Origin of the sequence: Mumia sp. ZJ430 (assembly GCF_011751845.1) — a bacterium.
GTDB lineage: Bacteria > Actinomycetota > Actinomycetes > Propionibacteriales > Nocardioidaceae > Mumia.
The window spans coordinates 158,842-178,507 of sequence record NZ_JAAHFK010000002.1 but is presented as its reverse complement, the minus strand read 5'-3'; the positions used below and the strand labels follow the sequence as shown (position 1 = coordinate 178,507).

Genomic DNA, 19,666 nt, shown 5'->3' with positions numbered 1-19,666 from the left:
CTCAGAATGTATGACGTCCCGGGGACTGTGCCCTCGCGCGCAGCCACGGGCCCACGAGGGCGCGCGAGTCGGGGACGAGCGGCCAGTCGGGGTCGTCCAACCGCGCGACGACTTCCTCCAGCGCCATCCAGCCGCCCCATGCGACCTCCTCGGGCTGCCAGCGCACCTCGCCGCTCCAGTTGTCCACGAGATAGCCGAACGCCTCGTACGACGTGTGTGCGTCCTCGTACGCGCCGGTGAAGATCGGTACCAGCGGCACGCCGGACACGCCGAGCTCCTCGGCGACCTCGCGTACGGCCCCCTCGTACGGGCCCTCGCCGGCCAGCAGGACGCCACCGGCGCACACGTCGCACATCCCCGGATAGACGTCCTTCGTCGTCGTACGCCGGTGCACGTACACCCGCTCGTCGGGGTCGAGCACGACCACCGCCGTCGCCGCGTGGTGCAGATTGTCCCGCCGCACGAGCGCGCGCGGAGCACTCCCGCAGGGCAGGCCGTCGGTGTCGTACAAGGCCACGATCTCGTCCATGGCGGCCATCATGACAGCGCGTGATCCCAGGCCAGGGGTCCCTGGTGGCTAGGCTGGCGACATGACGGTGCGACGGGTGATGGGATCCGAGGTCGAGTACGGCATCTCGGTGAAGGGGCAGCCCACGGCCAACCAGATGGTGGCGTCGACGCAGGTCGTGAACGCGTACGCCAGCGCTCACGGGCTGACCCGTCGCGCCCGCTGGGACTTCGAGGAGGAGAACCCGCTCCGCGACGCGCGCGGGTTCGACCTCAGCCGCGACCGCGCCGACCCGACCCAGCTCACCGACGAGGACCTCGGGCTCGCCAACGTCATCCTCACCAACGGCGCGCGCCTGTACGTCGACCACGCACACCCTGAGTATTCGACGCCCGAGTGCACGACGCCGCGCGACGTCGTCCTCTGGGAGAAGGCCGGCGAGCTCGTCATGCAGCGCGGCGCCGAGCTCGCGTCGCGGATGCCAGGATCACCCGGGCTGCTGCTCTACAAGAACAACGTCGACAACAAGGGTGCCTCGTACGGGGCCCACGAGAACTACCTGATGCGTCGCGACGTGCCGTTCGGCGCGATCGTCGAGCATCTGACGCCGTTCTTCGTCTCCCGCCAGGTGGTGTGCGGCGCCGGTCGGGTCGGACGGCAGCAGGACGGGTCCGAGAGCGGCTTCCAGATCAGCCAGCGTGCCGACTACTTCGAGGTCGGCGTCGGCCTGGAGACGACGCTCAAGCGGCCCATCATCAACACCCGCGACGAGCCGCACGCCGACCCGTCGAAGTATCGCCGCCTGCACGTCATCATCGGCGATGCCAACCTCTCCGAGATCTCCGCCTACCTCAAGCTCGGCACGACCTCGCTCGTCCTCGCGATGATCGAGGCGGGGTTCCTCGGCAGCGGTCTCGAGCTCGCCCAGCCGATCAACGCCCTCTACGCCATCTCCCACGACCCCTCGCTGCGCACCACGGTCAACCTCGCCGACGGTCGTACGGTCACCGCGCTCGACCTGCAGTGGGCGTACCTCGAGAAGGCGGTCGCGTTCGTCGAACAGGCCGACGACGCCGTCGACCTCGGTGCCGGCCAGACCAAGGACGTGCTCGACCGCTGGGAGTCGGTGCTGACGCGCCTCGGCAGTGACCCGATGGGGCTGCGTGAGGAGCTCGACTGGGTCGCCAAGCTGGCGCTACTGGAGTCCTACCGCGAGCGCGACGGCCTCGACTGGGACCACGCCAAGCTGCACCTCGTGGATCTCCAGTACGCCGACCTGCGCCCGGAGAAGGGCCTCTACCACCGCCTCGTACGGTCGGGGCGCATGAAGCGCCTGCTGTCCGACGCGGAGATCGAGCGCGCTGTCACCGAGCCGCCCGAGGACACCCGCGCCTACTTCCGCGGCAGCTGCCTGTCGCGCTACCCCGACGCCGTCGCCGCAGCGTCGTGGGATTCGGTGATCTTCGACCTCCCCGGACGCGACACGCTGCAGCGGATCCCGACCATGGAGCCGCTTCGAGGCACGCGCGAGCACGTCGGGCGCCTGCTGGAGGAGTGCGAGACCGCTCAGGACCTGTTCAACGCGCTCACCCGGCGCTAGACGTTCGTCTCCCGCGAAGTCGCACCCCCCTCGTCACCCCTGCGGTATAGGGTCGAGACCACGGCACGACAGCCGACTCGAGGAGGTTGTGATGGCACGCGACGGCGGACAGCAGCACAAGACCACACGCAAGAGCACCGAGTCCGAAGAGGACGTCGAGGTCGCGCCCGCGGAGGACGTCGCCGAGCGCAAGGAGAAGCTCGACGACGACATCGACTCCATCCTCGACGAGATCGACGACGTGCTCGAGGAGAACGCCGAGGAGTTCGTGCGCAGCTTCGTGCAGAAGGGCGGACAGTGATGCTGCCTGAGGCCTTCCTGACCTCCGGTTCCTCCTCGTTCACCGAGTTTCTCGCGCGGCACCAGCCCGAGCTGCTGCCGTCCGCGCGGCTCGGAGAAGCGACGGTGACCCAGCAGATCACCCACGCGACGACGATCGTTGCCGCGACCTTCCCGGGCGGCGTCGTGATGGCGGGGGACCGGCGCGCGACGATGGGCAACGTCATCGCGCAGCGTGACATCCAGAAGGTCTTCCCTGCAGACGAGTTCTCCGCGGTCGGCATCGCCGGCACCGCGGGCATCGCCGTCGAGATGACGCGCCTGTTCCAGCTCGAGCTCGAGCATTACGAGAAGATCGAGGGCATCCCGCTCTCGACCGATGGCAAGGCCAACCGCCTGGCGACGCTCATCCGTAACAACCTCGCGATGGCGATGCAGGGCCTGGCCGTGGTGCCGCTGTTCGCCGCGTACGACCTCGACGCCGAGGTCGGCCGCATCTTCGTGTTCGACGTGACCGGCAACCGCAACGAGGAACGTTCGTTCCACTCGGTCGGGTCCGGTTCGATGTTCGCGCGCGGAGCCCTCAAGAAGCTCTACCGTCCCGATCTCAGCGAGACCGAGGCGGTGACGGCCTGCATCCAGGCGTTGTACGACGCCGCCGACGACGATTCCGCGACCGGTGGGCCCGACCTCACCCGTCGGATCTTCCCGATGGTCGCCGTCATCACCGCCGACGGCTACCACGCGTATGAGGACGACACGACGGCCGCGATCGCCGACCGGGTCATCGGTGGGCGCATGACACGGCCCGACGGCCCCTCGGCCCCGGTCGAGTAGCCCTCCTGATCCGCACCCGTCGTCGTCCCTGAACCAGAGAGGAATCCCGTGAGCGCAGGGTTCTACGTCTCGCCCGAGCAGCTGATGAAGGACCGCGCGGACTTCGCGCGCAAGGGCATCGCCCGCGGCCGCAGCGTCGTGGTCGTCCAGTACGCCGACGGCGTGCTCTTCGTCGCCGAAAACCAGTCCAACGCGTTGCACAAGATCAGCGAGATCTACGACCGGATCGGGTTCGCCGCCGTCGGACGCTACAACGAGTTCGAGAACCTGCGGATCGCCGGCGTCCGCCTCGCCGACCTGCGTGGCTACTCGTACGACCGCAGCGACGTCACCGGCCGAGGCCTCGCCAACGCGTACGCCCAGACGCTCGGCACGATCTTCTCCTCCGGCGGCGAGAAGCCGTACGAGGTGGAGCTGTTCGTCGCCGAGGTCGGGACGACTCCCGAGCTGGACCAGATCTACCGGCTGACGTACGACGGCTCGGTGGCGGACATCCAGGGCCACGCCGTGATGGGTGGGCAGGCGGAGTCGGCCGAGGGCTATCTCAAGGACCACTACACGGCGGGGCTCGACCTCGACGGTGCGATCGTGCTGGCGGCCAAGGCGCTCGGCCACGAGGACACCGCGCCGCGGACCATCACCGCTGACCAGCTCGAGGTCGCGGTGCTCGACCGTACCCGCAGCCAGCCCCGCAAGTTCAAGCGGATCTCGAACGCGCAGGTCGAAGCCGGGCTCGCCGCAGGCTGACCTCGAGGCGTACGCACCACGTCAGCGACGGCGCCCGTACGCCCGCATGGTCAGCGGCGCGAAGATCGCGATCATCACCGCGGCCGCGATGAACGTCCACACGACCTCGTCGCCGACGGAGTCGCCGGACATGAGACCACGAACGGCGTACACGGCGTGCGAGATGGGGTTGACCTCGACGAACGCCTGCAGCCACTCGGGCATCGTCTTGGGATCGACGAAGACAGGGCTCAGGAACGCCAACGGGAACAGCACCATCATGCTGATGCCCATGACCGACTGCGGGCTGCGCGCAAGCAGCCCGACCCATGTCCAGAGCCAGCTGAACGCGAAGCAGAACACCATCAGCACCACGACGCCCAGCAGGACGCCGATGACGCCGCCGTCCGGCCGGTAGCCGAGGATCAGACCGAGCGTGACGACGAAGAGCGAGGCCAGGGTGTAGCGGACGGCGTCGCCGAGGAGTGCACCGACGAGCGCCGACGGCCGCCAGATCGGCAGCGTACGGATGCGGTCGAAGACGCCCTTCTCGATGTCGGTGTTGAGCGCGACGCCCGTGTACATCGTGATCATGACGACGGTCTGGACCAGGATGCCTGGCAGGAGGAACTGGAGATAGGCGCTCGTCGAACCTGCGATGGCTCCGCCGAACAGGTACGTGAACATCAGCACCGAGATGATCGGGAACAGCGTCACGTCGAAGAGCTGCTCGGGGACGTGCTTGATCCGGAGGATGGCGCGCCAGCCGAACGCCAGTGTCGTCGTCACGGCGTTGGCGCGCGGCGGGCGCGGCCCGGAGGCGAGGACGGCGTCGAGCTTCTCGGCGACGATCGGGGTGTCGGTGGTCGTGGTGGTCATGCCACCGCTCCTTCTGTGTCGGAGGCCTCCACGGAGACCTCGGCGTCTTCGGCGGTGTGGCCCGTCAGAGCGAGGAAGACCTCGTCGAGGGTCGGCTGGCCGTAGCTGAAGCCGGCGAGCTCGACGCCGTCAGCAGCCAGCGTCGCGAGCGCCGCCGGCACCTTGGACCGGTCGTCGACGCGACCCGTGACGTCCGCGGGATCGCTGCCGGGGAACACCTCGTCGCCGAACGCACGGGTGAGGATGTCGATCGCACGGGTGCGGTCGGCCGGGTCGTGCAGGTGGACGTGGAGGGCACCGGACCCGACCGACGCCTTGAGCTGGCTGCTCGTGCCCTCGGCGATGATGCGGCCGGTGTCGATGACGGCGATCCGCTCCGCGAGCTGGTCAGCCTCGTCGAGGTACTGGGTGGTGAGCAGGACCGTCGTGCCGCGCGCGGTCAGGGCGCGGACGATGTCCCAGACCTGGTTGCGGCTGCGCGGATCGAGGCCCGTCGTCGGCTCGTCGAGGAACAGCAGCTGGGGCGTGACGACGATGCTCGCCGCGATGTCGAGGCGCCGCCGCATGCCACCGGAGTAGCGCTTGACCTGCTTGGTGGCGGCGTCGGTCAGGCCGAATGCCTCGAGGAGGTCGTCGCACCGCCCGCGCGCCTGCTCGCGAGAGAACCCGAGCACGCGTCCGAGGAGCTGGAGGTTCTCGCGGCCGGTGAGGTCCTCGTCGACCGAGGAGTACTGGCCGGTCAGGCTCACCAGGCTTCGTACGGAGTCAGGGTCACGCGCCACGTCGTGCCCGAAGACCTTTGCAGAGCCGCCGTCAGGTTTGAGCAGCGTCGCCAGGATCTGGATCGTCGTGGTCTTGCCCGCGCCGTTGGGTCCAAGGAACCCGTAGACACCGCCCTCAGGCACGCGCAGGTCGATCCCGTCCACCGCGCGCTTGTCTCCGAACGTCTTGACGAGCTCTTGCGTCTCGATCGCGATCCCGCTGTCCATGTCCCTCACCCGGTCGTTGCCTCATCGAACTATTCCTGTTAGGAATACCAACACCCTCGCACAGGGGTACGACACTTCTCGAACGAATAACTCATCGATGCGGCGCTGCGCAGGTCCCAGTGGCCCGCGCACTTCAGGCATAGGGTGGTGACGTGGACCGACGGATCTTCGGGATCGAGAACGAGTACGGCGTGACGTGCACGTTCCGGGGACAGCGACGCCTGTCGCCGGACGAGGTGGCGCGCTATCTGTTCCGCCGGGTCGTGTCCTGGGGGCGCAGCAGCAACGTCTTCCTGCGTAACGGCGCCCGGCTCTATCTGGACGTCGGCAGCCACCCGGAGTACGCCACCCCGGAGTGCGACGACATCGTCGAGCTCGTGACCCACGACAAGGCGGGGGAGCGGGTCCTCGAAGGGCTTCTGCTTGACGCCCAGACGCGGCTGCGCGAGGACGGCATCCTCGGCGACATCTATCTCTTCAAGAACAACACCGACTCCGCCGGCAACTCGTACGGGTGCCACGAGAACTACCTCGTCTCTCGCGACGGCGAGTTCAGCCGGATCGCCGACATCCTGATCCCGTTCCTGGTGTCGCGCCAGATCATCTGCGGCGCAGGCAAGGTCCAGCAGACTCCGCGGGGGGCGATGTTCTCCGTCTCGCAGCGCGCCGAGCACATCTGGGAGGGCGTCTCGTCAGCGACGACGCGCTCGCGCCCGATCATCAACACCCGCGACGAGCCGCACGCGGACGCCGAGCGCTACCGCCGTCTGCACGTCATCGTCGGCGACTCGAACATGAGCGAGACGACGATGCTGCTCAAGGTCGCGACGACGCACCTCGTCCTGCAGATGATCGAGGCCGGCATCCCGATGCGCGACATGACCCTCGACAACCCGATCCGCGCCATCCGTGAGATCTCCCACGACATGACGGGGCGCCGCAAGGTCGCGCTCGCCAATGGACGCGAGCTCTCCGCGCTGGAGATCCAGTCCGAGTACCTCACCAAGGCGCGCGCCTTCGTCGACCGGTTCGACCCTGACAACGCGGTCTCCGTACGGGCGCTGGAGCTGTGGGAGCGCACGCTCAAGGCCGTCGAGTCCGAGGACCTGTCGCTGGTCGAGCGCGAGATCGACTGGGTCATCAAGTATCGGTTGCTCGACCGCTACCGCGAGAAGAACAACCTCACGTGGAGCCACCCGCGCATCGCGCAGATGGACCTCGCATACCACGACATCCTGCGCGACCGCGGTCTCTACTACCTGCTCGAGCGTCAAGGGGCGGTGGCTCGGGTGACCGACGACCTGGCGATCTTCGAGGCGAAGTCCAAGCCCCCGCAGACCACGCGGGCCCGCCTGCGCGGCGAATTCATCAAGCGTGCACAGGAGCGACGGCGCGATTTCACCGTCGACTGGGTGCATCTCAAGCTCAACGACCAGGCCCAGCGCACCGTCCTTTGCAAGGACCCGTTCCGGTCGCACGACGAGCGCGTCCAGAAGCTCATCGACGGCATGTGAGAGAGCCGTTCAGACTCCTCATGGTTTTCTGAGGTTCGTCGGCTACCGTTGCAGTCGTTGCCCTGACTCCGAGTGATTGGTACCGCCGCGTGCGCCGCCTAGCAGCCCTGATGATCGCCCCGCTCCTCGTCTTCACTGCCGCCGCCTGTGGTGGCGGAGACGACGAATCCGACGCGGGCACCTTCGATGACGTCACCGTGACCGGCAAGGTCGGTGAGGCGCCTGAGGTGAAGGACGCCAAGGGCGTCGAGGTCGACGAGATGACCAGCCGCGTCATCACCGAGGGCGACGGCCCGAAGGTTGCCGAGGGCGACAACGCCACGATGAAGTACGTCATCATCCAGGCCAAGGACGGCAAGGAGATGGGCGGCACGTTCGAGACCGAAGGCGACAGCGCCACCACGCTCGACTCCACCCAGGACACCATCCTTGCCCCCGCGCTCGTCGGCAAGCCCTACGGCACCCGCGTCCTGATCGGTCTCACCGGCAAGGACCTCGGGCAGACCGAGGGCGAGAACGCCGACGACACGCTCCTGGTCGTCGCCGACGTCCTCTCCAAGTGGGAGGCACCCAAGGTGACGGGCACGATCGCCGACGTCAGCGTCTCGGGCAAGGGCGACGCAGAGCCCAAGATCACCCTGAAGAAGACGCCGCTGGTCGTCGCCAAGACCGAGTCGAAGGTCCTCACGCCCGCCAAGGGCAAGAAGGCTGAGACCGTCAAGGCGGGCGACTCGGTCTCCGTCCGCTACGTGGGCGTCAACGGCCGTGACGGCAAGACCTTCGACAGCTCGTACAAGTCCGGCGGCACCGTCGACTTCGAGCTCAAGGAGGGCCAGATGATCCCGGGCTTCATCACCGGCCTCGTCGGCAAGAAGATCGGTGACCGCGTTCTCATCACGATCCCTTACACCGATGCGTACGGTGCAGCCGGTCGTCCGGACGGCGGCATCAACGGCGGCGACACGCTCGTGTTCGTGGTCGATCTCGTGAAGAAGGCCGCACCGGCGGCCACGCCCACGCCGTAACGGCGCGCGCCCGTCCTCCTCGTCGGGTCCGGCACGGTAGTTCTCCGACGATGTAGTTTGTTGGCTGACCTGCTGGTCCGACCCGACGAGGAGTATCCGGTGGCACCACGCACGACCGAGCGGCTGATGAACCTCCTCATCGCGCTCCTGGTGACGCCGACCTCTCTCCCCAAGTCCCGCATCCGTGAGGTCATCGAGCCCTACCGCGGCCAGTCCGACGCCGCGTTCGACCGGATGTTCGAGCGGGACAAAGACGCACTGCGGACCATCGGCATCCGCATCGAGGTGGGGGAGACCGAGTCCTACCACGGCGTCGAGCCGGGCTACCGGATCCGTCGAGAGGACTTCGAGCTCCCGCCGATCGACCTCGAGCCCGCGGAGGCTGCCGTGATCGGCGTCGCCGCACGGGTCTGGCAGAGCGCGCGCCTCGGTGACGCGACCGCCGTCGCCCTCCGCAAGCTCGTCGCCGCAGGCGTCCCCGTCGATCCCGACGCGCTCTCCGGTGTCGAGCCCCGCCTCGCCGCGAGCGAGCCCGCCTTCGAGGCGGTCTGGGACGCGGTCGTCACCCGTACCCCCGTCACCTTCCTGTACGAACGTGCCGATGGCGCACGCGCCCAGCGGGTCGTCGAGCCGTGGCGCGTCGTGTCGTGGCACGGCCGCTGGTATCTCGTCGGCTACGACCGCGACCGCGCCGACCAGCGCCTCTTCCGTCTCAGCAGGGTCGTCGGAGACGTCGAGGCCGCCGGCGCGTCGATGGAGTTCGACGTGCCGGACGACGCGGACGTCCGCGAGATCGCCGCCTCGCTGTTTCCCGCCCCGCCCACGTCCGACGCGGTCGTACGCGTACGCAAGGGCCGTGGCCTCGGGCTGCGGCGCCGCGCCACGACCCAGGAGCCCGGCGACGAGGGCTGGGACGTGATCGAGGTGCCGTACGGCTCGGCCGGCGAGCTGGCCTCCGACATCGCCTCGTACGGGCCCGACGCCGTCGCCGTGTCTCCTCCCGAGCTGCGCACCGAGGTCCGTGACCGCCTCGCCCGCGTCCTGGAGGTGTCGAGCCGGTGAGCCCGTCCGCGAAGCAGATCGAGCGGATGCTCGCACTCGTCCCCTATCTGCGCACGAACGACGGGGTTCCCGTCACCGAGGTCGCCGAGCTGTTCGGGGTCCCCAAGGCTCAGATCGTCAAGGACCTCAACGTGCTGTGGTTCTGCGGACTGCCCGAGGCGGTGTCCGGCGAGATGATCGATGTGGACATGGACGCGCTCAACGCCGACGGTGTCGTCTACATCGACAACGCCGACTTTCTGAAGCGGCCGCTGCGCCTCAACGGCTACGAGGCCGCGTCGCTGATCACGGCGCTGCGCGCCCTCAAGGAGACCGTCGCCGGACGCGATCTGGCGGCGCTGGAGTCCGCGCTCGCCAAGCTGACCGCGGCGACCGGCGACGCCGACCTCGGCGCGGGCGCGGCCGAGGTTCTCGTCGAGGACGCCGAGTCACAGGTCCACGAGCGGGTCGCTGAGGCGCTGCGCCAGGGACGCCGACTCCACCTCCAGTACCGCGTCGAGTCACGCGACGAGCTGACCGACCGTGACGTCGACCCGTTGCGGCTGATCACCGCGGAGGGACGCCTCTACCTCGAGGGTTGGTGCTACCGCGCGCACGACGTGCGGCTCTTCCGCCTGGACCGCGTCGAGCGCATCGAGATCCTTGACGACGCCGTGGCGGAGCACGAGGGGGTCGAGCCCCGCGACTACGCCACCCGACTGTTCCAGCCGCACGACGACGCGTACGAGGCCGTGGTCGCGTTGCACCCCAACGCCTTGTGGGTTCGGGAGTATGTCGACCACACTGAGCTCGGCACCGACGAGGATGGTTGGGTCCGGATCAAGGTCGTCACGGGTGACGAGGCGTGGCTCAAGCGCTTCGTCCTTCGCGCCGGAGGTAATATCCGTGTGGTGGAGCCCACACGTCTCGCCGAGCAGATAGTCAGCGAGACTCGTGCTTCACTTGCGGCGTACGATGCCGAATGAAGGCTCAGCCCGCACTGAGAAACTGAGGTCACTATGTTCAAGCAGATCGGCCCGATGGAGATCGTCCTCATCCTGGCCGTCCTCGTCCTGCTCTTCGGTGCGAAGAAGCTCCCCGAGCTCGCTCGGGGATCCGGTCGCGCGCTGCGGATCTTCAAGTCCGAGACCAAGGGCCTGATGGACGACGACGACAAAACAAGCTCGGCCAAGGCCGTCGAGGAGAAGCCCGCCACGCTGCCGTCCGACGTGGTGCAGCCGACCACGTACGACAAGCACCCCGACACGCCCTGACCTGACCCGTGGCCCTTATCTCGAGGGGGAAGCGGCCGGCGCCGGCCACGTCCCCTGATGGCACGATGCCCTTAGCGGAACACCTGCGCGAGCTGCGTGACCGTCTCCTCAAGGCCGTCCTCGCGATCGTCGCGGGCACGGTGCTCGCGGCGTTCTTCTACGACCAGCTGCTCGAGCTGCTCACGGGACCGTGGGAGCGGGCGATCGAGAACCTCCGCGACAGCGGCCACCCAGTCGACGCCAAGCTGACGTTCCCCGGCATCGCCGAGCCATTCACCTTCGCGATGAAGATCTCGTTGGTCGCCGGGCTGGTCATCTCGAGCCCCGTCTGGCTCTACCAGATCTGGGGCTTCATCGTTCCCGCGCTGCACCGAAGTGAGCGCCGCTGGACGGCACTCTTCTGCGCGATCGCGGGGCCGTTGTTCATCGTCGGCTTCATCACCGGCTACTACGTGCTGCCAAAGGGCATCGAGCTCCTGATCTCGTTCACGCCGGACGGCGTCGCCAACCTGAACTCGCTGTCGGACTACCTCAGCTTCGTGCTGCGGATCCTGCTGGTGTTCGCAGTGGCGTTCGAGATCCCGCTGTTCGTGATCCTGCTCAACGCGATGGGCGCGGTGAGCGCAAAGCAGCTCGCGAGCGCTCGGGCATGGATCATCGTCGGCACCTTCGTCTTCGCCGCGGTGGCGACGCCGTCGACCGATCCGATCACGATGCTGTTCCTTGCGCTCCCGATGACCGTGCTGTTCCTCATCGCCGAGGTGATCGCGCATCTCGTCGACCGTCGACGCGCCAAGCGCGCCGCAGCCGAGGGCCTGGCAGTCTCGGACGACGAGATGTCGGAGATCGTCGTCGAACGCAACCTCGACGACGACAGGCCGAGCGACCTGGACGACGACGAGACGGGTGGCTCGCACCCGGCCCCGTAGGCTGGAGGCATGACCTCACCGGCGGAGCGCTATTCCCAGTTCCGGGCCGCGCAGGCCAATCCTCTCCTCGCCGAGTTCGCCGGACTGTACGACTTCAGCCTCGACGACTTCCAGATCGAGTCGTGCGAGGCGTTGGAGGCGGGGCACGGCGTGCTCGTTGCCGCGCCGACAGGCTCCGGCAAGACCCTCGTCGGTGAGTTCGCCGTCCACCTCGCGCTCGCGACCGGGCGCAAGTGCTTCTACACGACGCCGATCAAGGCGTTGTCCAACCAGAAGTTCCACGATCTCGCGGAGCGCTACGGCGCCGACCGCGTCGGGCTCCTGACCGGGGACAACACGATCAACGGCGAGGCGCCGATCGTCATCATGACGACCGAGGTGCTGCGCAACATGCTGTACGCGGGGTCCCGCACGCTCGCGGGCCTGGGCTACGTGGTGATGGACGAGGTCCACTACCTCGCCGACCGGTTCCGCGGCGCGGTCTGGGAGGAGGTCATCATCCACCTGCCGGAGTCGGTGCAGGTGGTCTCGCTCTCGGCGACCGTCTCCAATGCCGAGGAGTTCGGCGACTGGCTCTCGGAGGTCCGCGGCGACACCGTCACCGTCGTCTCCGAGCGCCGCCCGGTGCCGCTCTATCAGCACGTCCTCGTCGGCAGGCGCCTGTACGACCTGTTCGAGGAGGATCCCGCCGCCGGCGGGCGGGTCAACGGCGAGCTCGAGCGCATCGCTCGCGACGAGTGGCGCATGCGCCAGGTCGGACGCGCGGGTGGCGGCCCAGGCAAGCGCGGCAAGCGCGGGCAGTCGTACGGGGCCCACCGCCATCGCTCGCGCCACTTCACGCCCAACAGGGTCGAGGTCCTCGACCGGCTCGACGCGGCCGGGCTGCTGCCGGCGATCACGTTCATCTTCAGCCGTGCGGGGTGCCAGGCCGCGGTCGAGCAGTGCCTCGCGTCCCACCTGCGGCTGACGACTCCCGCAGAGGAGCGCGAGATCCGGGCGTACGTGGAGGAGGCGACGGCGTCGCTGCCGAGCGCCGACCTCGGCGTCCTCGGCTACCCGGCGTTCGTCGAGGGGCTGGCCCGTGGCGTCGCGGCGCACCACGCGGGGATGCTCCCGACGTTCAAGGAGATCGTCGAGCACCTGTTCAGCGCGGGGCTCGTCAAGGCGGTGTTCGCGACCGAGACGCTGGCCCTCGGGATCAACATGCCGGCGCGCTCGGTCGTCATCGAGAAGCTCACGAAGTGGAACGGCGAGACGCACGCCGAGGTCACCGCAGGGGAGTACACCCAGCTCACCGGCCGGGCCGGACGTCGTGGCATCGACGTCGAAGGACACGGCGTCGTCCTCTGGCAGCCAGGCCTCGACCCGAAGCACGTCGCGGGCCTCGCGTCGACCCGTACGTATCCGCTCCGGTCGTCGTTCCACCCCTCGTACAACATGGCCGTCAACCTCGTCCACCAGGTCGGCCGCGCGACGGCACGCCAGATGCTGGAGCAGTCGTTCGCGCAGTTCCAGGCCGACCGTCAGGTCGTCGGCCTCGCGCGGCAGGTGCACAAGGCCGACGAGGCGCTCGCCGGGTACGCGGAGGCGGCGGCGTGCTCGCAGGGCGACTTCATGGAGTACGCGTCGCTGCGCCGGCGCGTGAAGGATCTCGAGCAGGCCGCGTCCCGCAAGCGTCGCTCTGCGCACGCCGACGACGTCGCGGCCTCGCTCTCACGTCTGCGGCCGGGCGACGTCATCGCCGTGCCCGCAGGTCGCTGGGCCGGCTGGGCGGTCATCCTCGATCCGGGAACCAGCCAGGACCGCAGCGCACCGCGCCCGTTCGTGCTCACCGCCGACCGGCACGCGCGGCGCCTCGGTCTCGTCGACTTCCCGACGCCGATCGAGGCCACGACGCGGATCCGGGTGCCGAAGTCGTTCAACGCCCGCAACCCCCAGCAGCGCCGCGACCTCTCGTCGACGCTGCGATACAAGACCCGTGACCTCGACCTCCCGAACTCGCGCCGGAGCAAGGGCGCGCCGGTCCACGACCCGCAGATCGACGAGCTGCGCACGGAGCTCAAGAACCACCCGTGCCACCAGTGCCCCGACCGCGAGGAGCACGCACGCTGGGCCGAGCGCTGGTTCCGGCTGGAGCGCGACACGAGCAACCAGCGGCGCCGCATCGAGCAGCGCACCAACACCGTCGCCCGCCAGTTCGACCGGGTGTGCGAGGTGCTGGACGAGCTCGGCTACCTCGACGGCGACACCGTCACACCTGACGGTCAGAGGCTGCAGCGGCTCTACTCCGAGCTCGACCTGCTGGCGGGGGAGTGCCTGCGCCGCGGTATGTGGGACGAGCTGGAGCCCGCCGAGCTCGCCGCGGTGCTGAGCGGACTGACGTACGAGTCACGCAATCCCGAGGGCGACGGTCCTCCGCAGTTCCCGCGTGGACGGTCGGCGATCGTGGCCGACGAGATGAGCCGTACGTGGGCCGAGCTGGAGCAGGTCGAGCGCTCGCACCGGCTGTCGTTCCTGCGGCGGCCCGACTTCGGCTTCGCGTGGACGGCGTGGCAGTGGGCCTCGGGCCATGACCTCGACGAGGTGCTGGAGTCCAACGACATCGCCGCAGGCGACTTCGTACGGGCGGTCAAGCAGCTGCTCGACGTGATCGAGCAGGTCGCGGCCGCGGCGACGGACAAGGGGCTGCGGTCGAAGGCACGCGCCGCCGCCGACCTCCTGCGCCGCGGCGTCGTCTCGTACACCTCCGTCTCCGAATAGCCCGCGGGTCACTGGCTGCCGGCGCCGGGTCAGTCTCCGAGGATCTCTTCGATCCGCTGCACCTTGGCGGCGAGCTGACCCGTGTGCCCCGGACGGATATCCGCCTTGAGGACGAGCGACACGCGGGGCGAGACTGCGGCGACCGCTTCGACGGCACGCTTCACGACGTCCATGACGTCGTCCCAGTCACCCTCGACGTTGGTGAACATGGCGTTTGTCTCGTGCGGCAATCCGCTTTCGCGGACCACTTCGACGGCGCGCGCGACTGCCTCGGCGACCCCGCCGGTGTCGTCGGCGGTCGAGGGGCTGATGCTGAACGCTGCGATCATCGCCTCAGCGTACGAGGCGTGCCAGAAGGTGACCCGGCAGTGGCAGAGAGGGACCCGGGAGCGTCGGAAAGGGACCCGCGGCGTGAGCGGGGTGTCACCTCCGGCCGTTACCGTGCGGGTATGCCCGGACAGAAGCTGCTGCTGCTCGACTCCGCCTCGCTCTACTTCCGCGCGTTCTTCGGGATGCCGGACAGCCTCAAGGCGCCCGACGGCACGCCCGTCAACGCCGTCCGCGGGATGCTCGACTTCGTGGCGACCCTCGTCGACACCACCCGGCCGGCCGCGATGGCGGCCTGCTGGGACAACGACTGGCGTCCGGCCTGGCGGGTCGAGCTGATCCCGTCGTACAAGGAGCACCGGGTCGAGCAGGTGACCGAGACCGGCCCCGACGTCGAGGAGACGCCCGGCCTGCTCGACGTCCAGGTCCCGGTCATCGCCCGTGCGCTGCAGATCCTCGGCATCCCGATCGTGGGTGCTGACGGCTACGAGGCCGACGACGTGATCGGCACGCTCGCCACGACGTGGGACGGTCCGGTCGACATCGTCACCGGCGACCGTGACCTCTTCCAGCTCGTCGACGACGCCCGCGGCGTCCGCGTGCTCTATCCGGCGAAGGGCATGAGCAAGCTCGAGTATGTCGACGCCGGGTGGATCCACGACCGGTACGGCATCGAGCCGACGCAGTACGCCGACTTCGCGGTGCTGCGCGGCGACCCGTCCGACGGCCTGCCGGGGGTGGCGGGGATCGGCGAGAAGACCGCCGCCTCGCTGCTCACCTCGTACGGGGATCTCGACGGCATCCTTGCCGCCGCGGCCGATCGTCATGCCAAGGTCGCACCCCGCGCCCGGACCAACCTGCTCGCCGCGGCCGACTACCTCGCGGTCGCTCCCCGCGTCGTCGAGGTCGCCCGCGACCTACCGCTCGACGTCGACCTGACCCTCCGTCCGGTCTCGACCGAACAGGTCCGTGAGATGGCCGAGCTCGCCGAGGCGTGGGGCCTCGGCCGGCCTGCCGAACGCGCGGTCGCCGCTCTCACAGCACCCTGACTGCGCCCGCGACGGCGCGGGTAGTGTCGACGTCATGAGCACCGACATCACCCGCCGGCTCGATGCCGCCCGTACGGCCGCCGCTGAGGCCGGCGTCGACGCCCTCCTCGTGACCCCGGGAGCGGACCTCCGCTACCTCACCGGATTCGCGGCGATGCCCCTCGAGCGGCTCACCTGCCTCGTCCTTCCGGTCGAGGGCGATCCGGTGCTCGTGCTGCCCCGCCTGGAGCTGGCGATGGCGCTGGAGGCCGGCGTGGACAGCCACGACATCGTCCTGCACGGATGGGGCGAGACCGAGGACCCATTCGCGGCAGCGGCCGCGCCGCTCGAGGGGGCGCGCCGCGTCGCGGTCGACGACCACATGTGGGCCGAGCGGGTGTTCGCGTTCCGCTCCGCCCTCCCCGGTGCCGAGCAGGTGCTGGCCAGCCCGGTGCTGCGCGGGCTGCGGCTGCGCAAGACGGCCACCGAGGTCGACGCGCTGCGCGAGGCCGGTGCGGCGATCGACCGAGTCCACAGCCGTGTAGGGGAGTGGCTGCGTCCTGGGCGTACCGAGCGCGAGGTCGGCCGCGACCTCGCCGAGGCGATCCTCGCCGAGGGTCACGAGTCGGTCGACTTCGTCATCGTCGGTTCGGGCCCGAACGGCGCGTCGCCGCACGCCGAGGTCAGCGACCGCGTGATCGAGGCCGGTGACCCGGTCGTCATCGACATCGGCGGCACGATGCCGTCGGGCTACTGCTCGGACTCGACCCGCACGTACGTCGCGGGTGGGACGGCACCGGCCGAGCTCGTCGCCTTCTACGAGGTGCTCCAGCGCGCCCAGGAGGCGCAGTGCGCGCACGCACGGCCGGGCGTCACCGCCGGGTCCGTCGACACGGTCGGGCGCGACCTCATCGACGCCGCGGGGTTCGGCAAGGCGTTCCTCCACCGGACAGGGCACGGGATCGGTCTGGAGACGCACGAGGAGCCCTACATCGTGACGGGCAACGACCTCGTCCTCGAGCCGGGGATGGCGTTCTCGATCGAGCCGGGCATCTACCTCGAAGGCAAGTACGGCGCACGCATCGAAGACATCGTGGTCACCACCGACGACGGTCTCGAGCGCCTCAACCTGACGTCTCGCGACCTCGTCGTGATCGACTGAGCATCTCTGTTTCGTCCATCTCTGTAGGTGAGCGGGCCCCTCGGCCGGAGGGCGACGTGTATATCCTGTCCAGCGTGGAGGAGACCGACGCGCAGATCGTCCGGCTGCTGTCTGTCGACGGCCGGATGTCTTTCACCGACCTTGGCCGCGCCACGGGACTGTCCACGAGCGCGGTCCACCAGCGTGTCAAGCGCCTGGAGGCGCGGGGTGTCATCACCGGCTACCAGGCACGGCTCGACCACGACGCGGTCGGCCTCGCGCTGACGGCATTCATCTCGATCCGGCCGATCGATCCGAGCCAGCCTGACGACTCGCCAGAGCGACTGCGTCACCTCGACGCGATCGAGTCCTGCTACTCGGTGGCTGGCGAGGAGAGCTACGTGCTCATGGTGCGGGTCGGCACCACAAGTGACCTAGAGACGTTGCTCGCGGAGATCCGGGCGGCCGCGAACGTCTCGACACGGACGACCATCGTCCTCTCGACCCCGTACGAGAACCGCCCGATCGGAGGCTGACCCTGCATGGCCGATGTGGCCACCTACACCGTCCGACGTGTCGTCGAGCCCGAGCCAGAGCTGCTCGACTCGCTGCACGCACTCATCACGCGACTGGTGGAGGAGGGGGCAGCACTCGGCTGGCTCGAGCCACCGAGCCGGTCCGACGTCGGCGACCTTCTCGGTGATCTCGTCCACGAGAGCGACCTCGACGACGCCTGCCTGGCGGTGGCCGAGGACCCCGAGGGACGGGTCGTCGGCTTCGCCTACTGGTCTCGCCGGATCGGCGAAACCGAGCAGCCGCACGCCGACATCGGCCGCGTCGCCGTCTCGTCCGACGCGCGCGGGGGCGGGCTCGGCCAGCGGCTCGTCACCGAGCTGATCGACTACGCACGCAAGGCCGGCATCGAGATCCTGACGCTCGACGTACGCGGCAACAACCACGCGGCGATGGCGCTGTACGAGCGGCTGGGCTTTCGCGAGTACGGCCGCATCCCCGACTTCGTGGCGATCGGCGACCAGCGCTGGGACAACGTCTACTTCTGGCTGGACCTGCGCCCCGACGAGCACGACCTGACCCTGCACGGCGACACTCCGACCGGGCCCGGTGCCTCCGAGGTGCGGTGATGTCGGCGACTCCCGGGCGGGTGCTCCATCGTGGTCTGCGGGTCGGAGGTCTCCCGCACCTGGTTGCGCTCGCCGTCGAGGACGGCGCGCTCGCCTGGGTCGGGCCCGATGCGGAATCCGCGGCGTGGGCCGACGGTGCCGACGAGGTCGTGATGATGCCGGGGGTCCTGGTGACTCCCGGCTTCGTCGACGCGCACGTGCACCTGGAGATGACCGGCCATGCGATGCGGGGCCTCGACCTCGCCGGCTCGCGGTCGCGTGTGGAGGCGCTGCAGCGGCTCGCCGCCCACGTCTCACGCGTCGACGACCTGGTCGTCCACGGGCACGGCTGGGACGACAGCGACTGGCACGACGGGTCGCTGACCGGGGCGGACCTCGACCGCGCCGCGGAGGGGCGCGCGGTCTATCTCGCGCGCGTCGACGCACACTCAGCCGTCGTGTCAGCAGCGCTCGTGACTCGGGTGCCTGCGCTCCGCGGCCTCGACGGATGGCAGGGCGACGGCAGGATCGAGCGCGACGCCCACCACCTCGTACGCGGCTACCTCGAGACGGTTCCCGATCTCGGGGACCGCAAGGCGTCGATCGCGACGGCACTTCGGGCCGCGGCGGCCGCCGGCATCGTCTCGGTCCATGAGCAGGCCGCGCCTCACATCGTCCCGCTGGACGACCTGGCGAGCATCCGCGCGCTCAGCGCCGAGCGTGTGCTCCCGCACGTGGTCACGTACTGGGGTGAGGCCGGCGCCTTCGAAGCCGCGCGCGAGCACGGCGTGACAGGCCTCGCCGGCGACCTGAACGTCGACGGCTCACTCGGCTCTCATACGGCGGCGCTGCACGCGCCGTACGACGACGACCCGACAACGAGCGGCCACCTCTACCTCGACGCCGACGCCGTCTGCGCCCACGTCGTCGCCTGCACCCGCGGGGGCCTGCAGGCAGGCTTCCACGTGATCGGCGACCGGGGGAGCGAGGCGCTGGTCGCCGGGCTGCGGCAGGCGCGCGACATCCTGGGCACCGACAGCCTCCGCTCGGCACGGCACCGCGTAGAGCACCTCGAGATGCCCTCAGGAGCCCATCTGGAGCTCCTCGCGCAGCTCGGGGTCACTGCCAGCGTCCAGCCTGCGTTCGACGCCGCATGGGGCGGTGACGACGGCATGTACGCAGCCCGAGTCGGACGTGACCGGGCTCGGCGGATGAACCCGTTCGCGGCGATGGCGGCGATCGGGGTCCCGATGGCGTTCGGGTCCGATGCACCAGTCACGCCCTTCGCGCCGTGGAGTGCGATCAGCGCGGCGACGCAGCCACGCTCGGGCGGTCGCGGACTCTCGGTGCCCGCCGCGCTCCATGCGCACACTGTCGGCGGTTGGCACGCCGCCCGCATCGACGGAGCGGGCACGCTCGACGTCGGGGCGCCTGCCCATCTTGCGTTCTGGGAGGTGCCGCCCGAGGCGGATCCGCTGGAGGCTGCGCTCGCAGGCGAAGCACGGTGCGTACGCACAGTCGTCGCGGGCCGTGTCGCGTATGACGCGATCACCTCCAGTAGGCTTGACGGTTGACAGCAGCGCCGAGGTTCGGCACTGTCGTACGAGATCGCCTCTCGGATGCCGGCGAGTATCACGGGGAGAGGCCCAACGCCAGAGGCCCTGGCGCCCACTAGACAACAGCGCGAG

The 19,666-nt window shown here is 69.3% G+C and carries 20 protein-coding genes; 16 read left to right on the top strand and 4 right to left on the bottom strand.

All coding sequences use genetic code 11. The features are described 5' to 3' along the window. Position 1: 1 nt before the first annotated feature. Positions 2-529, bottom strand: coding sequence for an NUDIX domain-containing protein (locus HCT63_RS07370; RefSeq protein WP_208322328.1), 528 nt, complete (start codon positions 527-529; stop codon positions 2-4). 61 nt (positions 530-590) lie between these two features. Between HCT63_RS07370 and dop the strand changes: the two genes are divergently transcribed. The 4 genes from dop (at position 591) to prcA (ending at position 3,971) form a co-directional block, all read left to right on the top strand. After that, the gene (gene dop / locus HCT63_RS07365; RefSeq protein WP_167002784.1) at positions 591-2,108 is read left to right on the top strand and encodes a depupylase/deamidase Dop; all 1,518 of its coding nucleotides are present in this window, start codon (positions 591-593) and stop codon (positions 2,106-2,108) included. A gap of 91 nt (positions 2,109-2,199) precedes the next feature. Continuing rightward, complete coding sequence (locus tag HCT63_RS07360; protein WP_208322327.1) at positions 2,200-2,409, top strand: ubiquitin-like protein Pup; 210 nt, start codon at positions 2,200-2,202, stop codon at positions 2,407-2,409. Beyond that, on the top strand, positions 2,409-3,224 hold the full coding sequence (prcB, locus tag HCT63_RS07355) for a proteasome subunit beta (protein ID WP_167002782.1): 816 nt from the start codon (positions 2,409-2,411) through the stop codon (positions 3,222-3,224). Before HCT63_RS07360 ends, prcB begins: the two co-directional genes overlap by 1 nt. A 48-nt stretch (positions 3,225-3,272) precedes the next feature. Further along, a complete protein-coding gene (gene prcA / locus HCT63_RS07350) occupies positions 3,273-3,971 on the top strand; it encodes a proteasome subunit alpha (protein ID WP_167002780.1) in 699 nt (232 codons plus the stop codon). Between the two features lie 21 nt (positions 3,972-3,992). Here prcA and HCT63_RS07345 read toward each other — a convergent pair whose 3' ends face one another. Both HCT63_RS07345 and HCT63_RS07340 read right to left on the bottom strand, forming a co-directional pair. Beyond that, positions 3,993-4,829, bottom strand: a complete 837-nt coding sequence (locus HCT63_RS07345; RefSeq protein ID WP_167002778.1) for an ABC transporter permease — start codon at positions 4,827-4,829, stop codon at positions 3,993-3,995. Beyond that, positions 4,826-5,818, bottom strand: coding sequence for an ATP-binding cassette domain-containing protein (locus HCT63_RS07340; RefSeq protein ID WP_167004764.1), 993 nt, complete (start codon positions 5,816-5,818; stop codon positions 4,826-4,828). Before HCT63_RS07340 ends, HCT63_RS07345 begins: the two co-directional genes overlap by 4 nt. Before the next feature lie 152 nt (positions 5,819-5,970). Here HCT63_RS07340 and pafA point away from each other — a divergent pair, with 152 nt between their 5' ends. From pafA to HCT63_RS07305, 7 genes are all read left to right on the top strand, one after another. Beyond that, positions 5,971-7,332: a Pup--protein ligase gene (gene pafA / locus HCT63_RS07335; protein WP_167002776.1), complete on the top strand. Its 1,362-nt coding sequence runs from the start codon at positions 5,971-5,973 to the stop codon at positions 7,330-7,332. Between the two features lie 110 nt (positions 7,333-7,442). Further along, entirely contained in the window at positions 7,443-8,357 is a 915-nt protein-coding gene (locus HCT63_RS07330; RefSeq protein WP_167002774.1) for an FKBP-type peptidyl-prolyl cis-trans isomerase, read from the top strand. A gap of 99 nt (positions 8,358-8,456) precedes the next feature. Further along, positions 8,457-9,419 (top strand): WYL domain-containing protein, encoded by a 963-nt coding sequence (locus HCT63_RS07325; protein WP_167002772.1) that lies wholly within the window; start codon positions 8,457-8,459, stop codon positions 9,417-9,419. After that, positions 9,416-10,384, top strand: a complete 969-nt coding sequence (locus HCT63_RS07320; protein ID WP_167002770.1) for a WYL domain-containing protein — start codon at positions 9,416-9,418, stop codon at positions 10,382-10,384. Before HCT63_RS07325 ends, HCT63_RS07320 begins: the two co-directional genes overlap by 4 nt. A gap of 33 nt (positions 10,385-10,417) precedes the next feature. Next, complete coding sequence (gene tatA, locus HCT63_RS07315) at positions 10,418-10,672, top strand: Sec-independent protein translocase subunit TatA (RefSeq protein WP_167002768.1); 255 nt, start codon at positions 10,418-10,420, stop codon at positions 10,670-10,672. Positions 10,673-10,737: 65 nt separating this feature from the next. Further along, a complete protein-coding gene (gene tatC, locus HCT63_RS07310) occupies positions 10,738-11,601 on the top strand; it encodes a twin-arginine translocase subunit TatC (RefSeq protein ID WP_167002766.1) in 864 nt (287 codons plus the stop codon). 9 nt (positions 11,602-11,610) lie between these two features. Continuing rightward, positions 11,611-14,361, top strand: coding sequence for a DEAD/DEAH box helicase (locus HCT63_RS07305; RefSeq protein WP_167002764.1), 2,751 nt, complete (start codon positions 11,611-11,613; stop codon positions 14,359-14,361). Positions 14,362-14,390: 29 nt separating this feature from the next. Here HCT63_RS07305 and HCT63_RS07300 read toward each other — a convergent pair whose 3' ends face one another. After that, a complete protein-coding gene (locus HCT63_RS07300) occupies positions 14,391-14,690 on the bottom strand; it encodes a thiamine-binding protein (RefSeq protein ID WP_167002762.1) in 300 nt (99 codons plus the stop codon). 120 nt (positions 14,691-14,810) lie between these two features. On the opposite strand from HCT63_RS07300, the gene HCT63_RS07295 reads away from it, so the two are divergent. From HCT63_RS07295 to HCT63_RS07275, 5 genes are all read left to right on the top strand, one after another. Beyond that, a complete protein-coding gene (locus HCT63_RS07295) occupies positions 14,811-15,737 on the top strand; it encodes a 5'-3' exonuclease (protein ID WP_167002760.1) in 927 nt (308 codons plus the stop codon). 34 nt (positions 15,738-15,771) lie between these two features. Then, positions 15,772-16,878 (top strand): Xaa-Pro peptidase family protein, encoded by a 1,107-nt coding sequence (locus HCT63_RS07290; protein WP_167002758.1) that lies wholly within the window; start codon positions 15,772-15,774, stop codon positions 16,876-16,878. 74 nt (positions 16,879-16,952) lie between these two features. Continuing rightward, the gene (locus HCT63_RS07285) at positions 16,953-17,393 is read left to right on the top strand and encodes an Lrp/AsnC family transcriptional regulator (RefSeq protein WP_208322326.1); all 441 of its coding nucleotides are present in this window, start codon (positions 16,953-16,955) and stop codon (positions 17,391-17,393) included. Positions 17,394-17,399: 6 nt separating this feature from the next. Then, positions 17,400-17,999, top strand: a complete 600-nt coding sequence (locus tag HCT63_RS07280; protein WP_167002756.1) for a GNAT family N-acetyltransferase — start codon at positions 17,400-17,402, stop codon at positions 17,997-17,999. Further along, positions 17,999-19,552, top strand: a complete 1,554-nt coding sequence (locus HCT63_RS07275) for an amidohydrolase family protein (RefSeq protein WP_167002754.1) — start codon at positions 17,999-18,001, stop codon at positions 19,550-19,552. The genes HCT63_RS07280 and HCT63_RS07275 overlap by 1 nt, the downstream gene beginning before the upstream one ends. Positions 19,553-19,666 lie beyond the last annotated feature (114 nt).

Excerpts from the sequence above, each read along its gene's own strand:
- HCT63_RS07330 (WP_167002774.1), top strand. The coding sequence starts at position 7,443 with ATGATCGCCCCGCTCCTCGTCTTCACTGCCGCCGCCTGTGGTGGCGGA.
- HCT63_RS07275 (WP_167002754.1), top strand. The coding sequence starts at position 17,999 with ATGTCGGCGACTCCCGGGCGGGTGCTCCATCGTGGTCTGCGGGTCGGA.
- tatA (WP_167002768.1), top strand. The coding sequence starts at position 10,418 with ATGTTCAAGCAGATCGGCCCGATGGAGATCGTCCTCATCCTGGCCGTC.
- HCT63_RS07360 (WP_208322327.1), top strand. The coding sequence starts at position 2,200 with ATGGCACGCGACGGCGGACAGCAGCACAAGACCACACGCAAGAGCACC.
- HCT63_RS07345 (WP_167002778.1), bottom strand. The coding sequence starts at position 4,829 with ATGACCACCACGACCACCGACACCCCGATCGTCGCCGAGAAGCTCGAC.
- HCT63_RS07340 (WP_167004764.1), bottom strand. The coding sequence starts at position 5,818 with ATGGACAGCGGGATCGCGATCGAGACGCAAGAGCTCGTCAAGACGTTC.
- tatC (WP_167002766.1), top strand. The coding sequence starts at position 10,738 with ATGCCCTTAGCGGAACACCTGCGCGAGCTGCGTGACCGTCTCCTCAAG.
- HCT63_RS07370 (WP_208322328.1), bottom strand. The coding sequence starts at position 529 with ATGGACGAGATCGTGGCCTTGTACGACACCGACGGCCTGCCCTGCGGG.
- HCT63_RS07300 (WP_167002762.1), bottom strand. The coding sequence starts at position 14,690 with ATGATCGCAGCGTTCAGCATCAGCCCCTCGACCGCCGACGACACCGGC.
- HCT63_RS07305 (WP_167002764.1), top strand. The coding sequence starts at position 11,611 with ATGACCTCACCGGCGGAGCGCTATTCCCAGTTCCGGGCCGCGCAGGCC.
- dop (WP_167002784.1), top strand. The coding sequence starts at position 591 with ATGACGGTGCGACGGGTGATGGGATCCGAGGTCGAGTACGGCATCTCG.
- HCT63_RS07280 (WP_167002756.1), top strand. The coding sequence starts at position 17,400 with ATGGCCGATGTGGCCACCTACACCGTCCGACGTGTCGTCGAGCCCGAG.
- prcB (WP_167002782.1), top strand. The coding sequence starts at position 2,409 with ATGCTGCCTGAGGCCTTCCTGACCTCCGGTTCCTCCTCGTTCACCGAG.
- HCT63_RS07295 (WP_167002760.1), top strand. The coding sequence starts at position 14,811 with ATGCCCGGACAGAAGCTGCTGCTGCTCGACTCCGCCTCGCTCTACTTC.
- HCT63_RS07290 (WP_167002758.1), top strand. The coding sequence starts at position 15,772 with ATGAGCACCGACATCACCCGCCGGCTCGATGCCGCCCGTACGGCCGCC.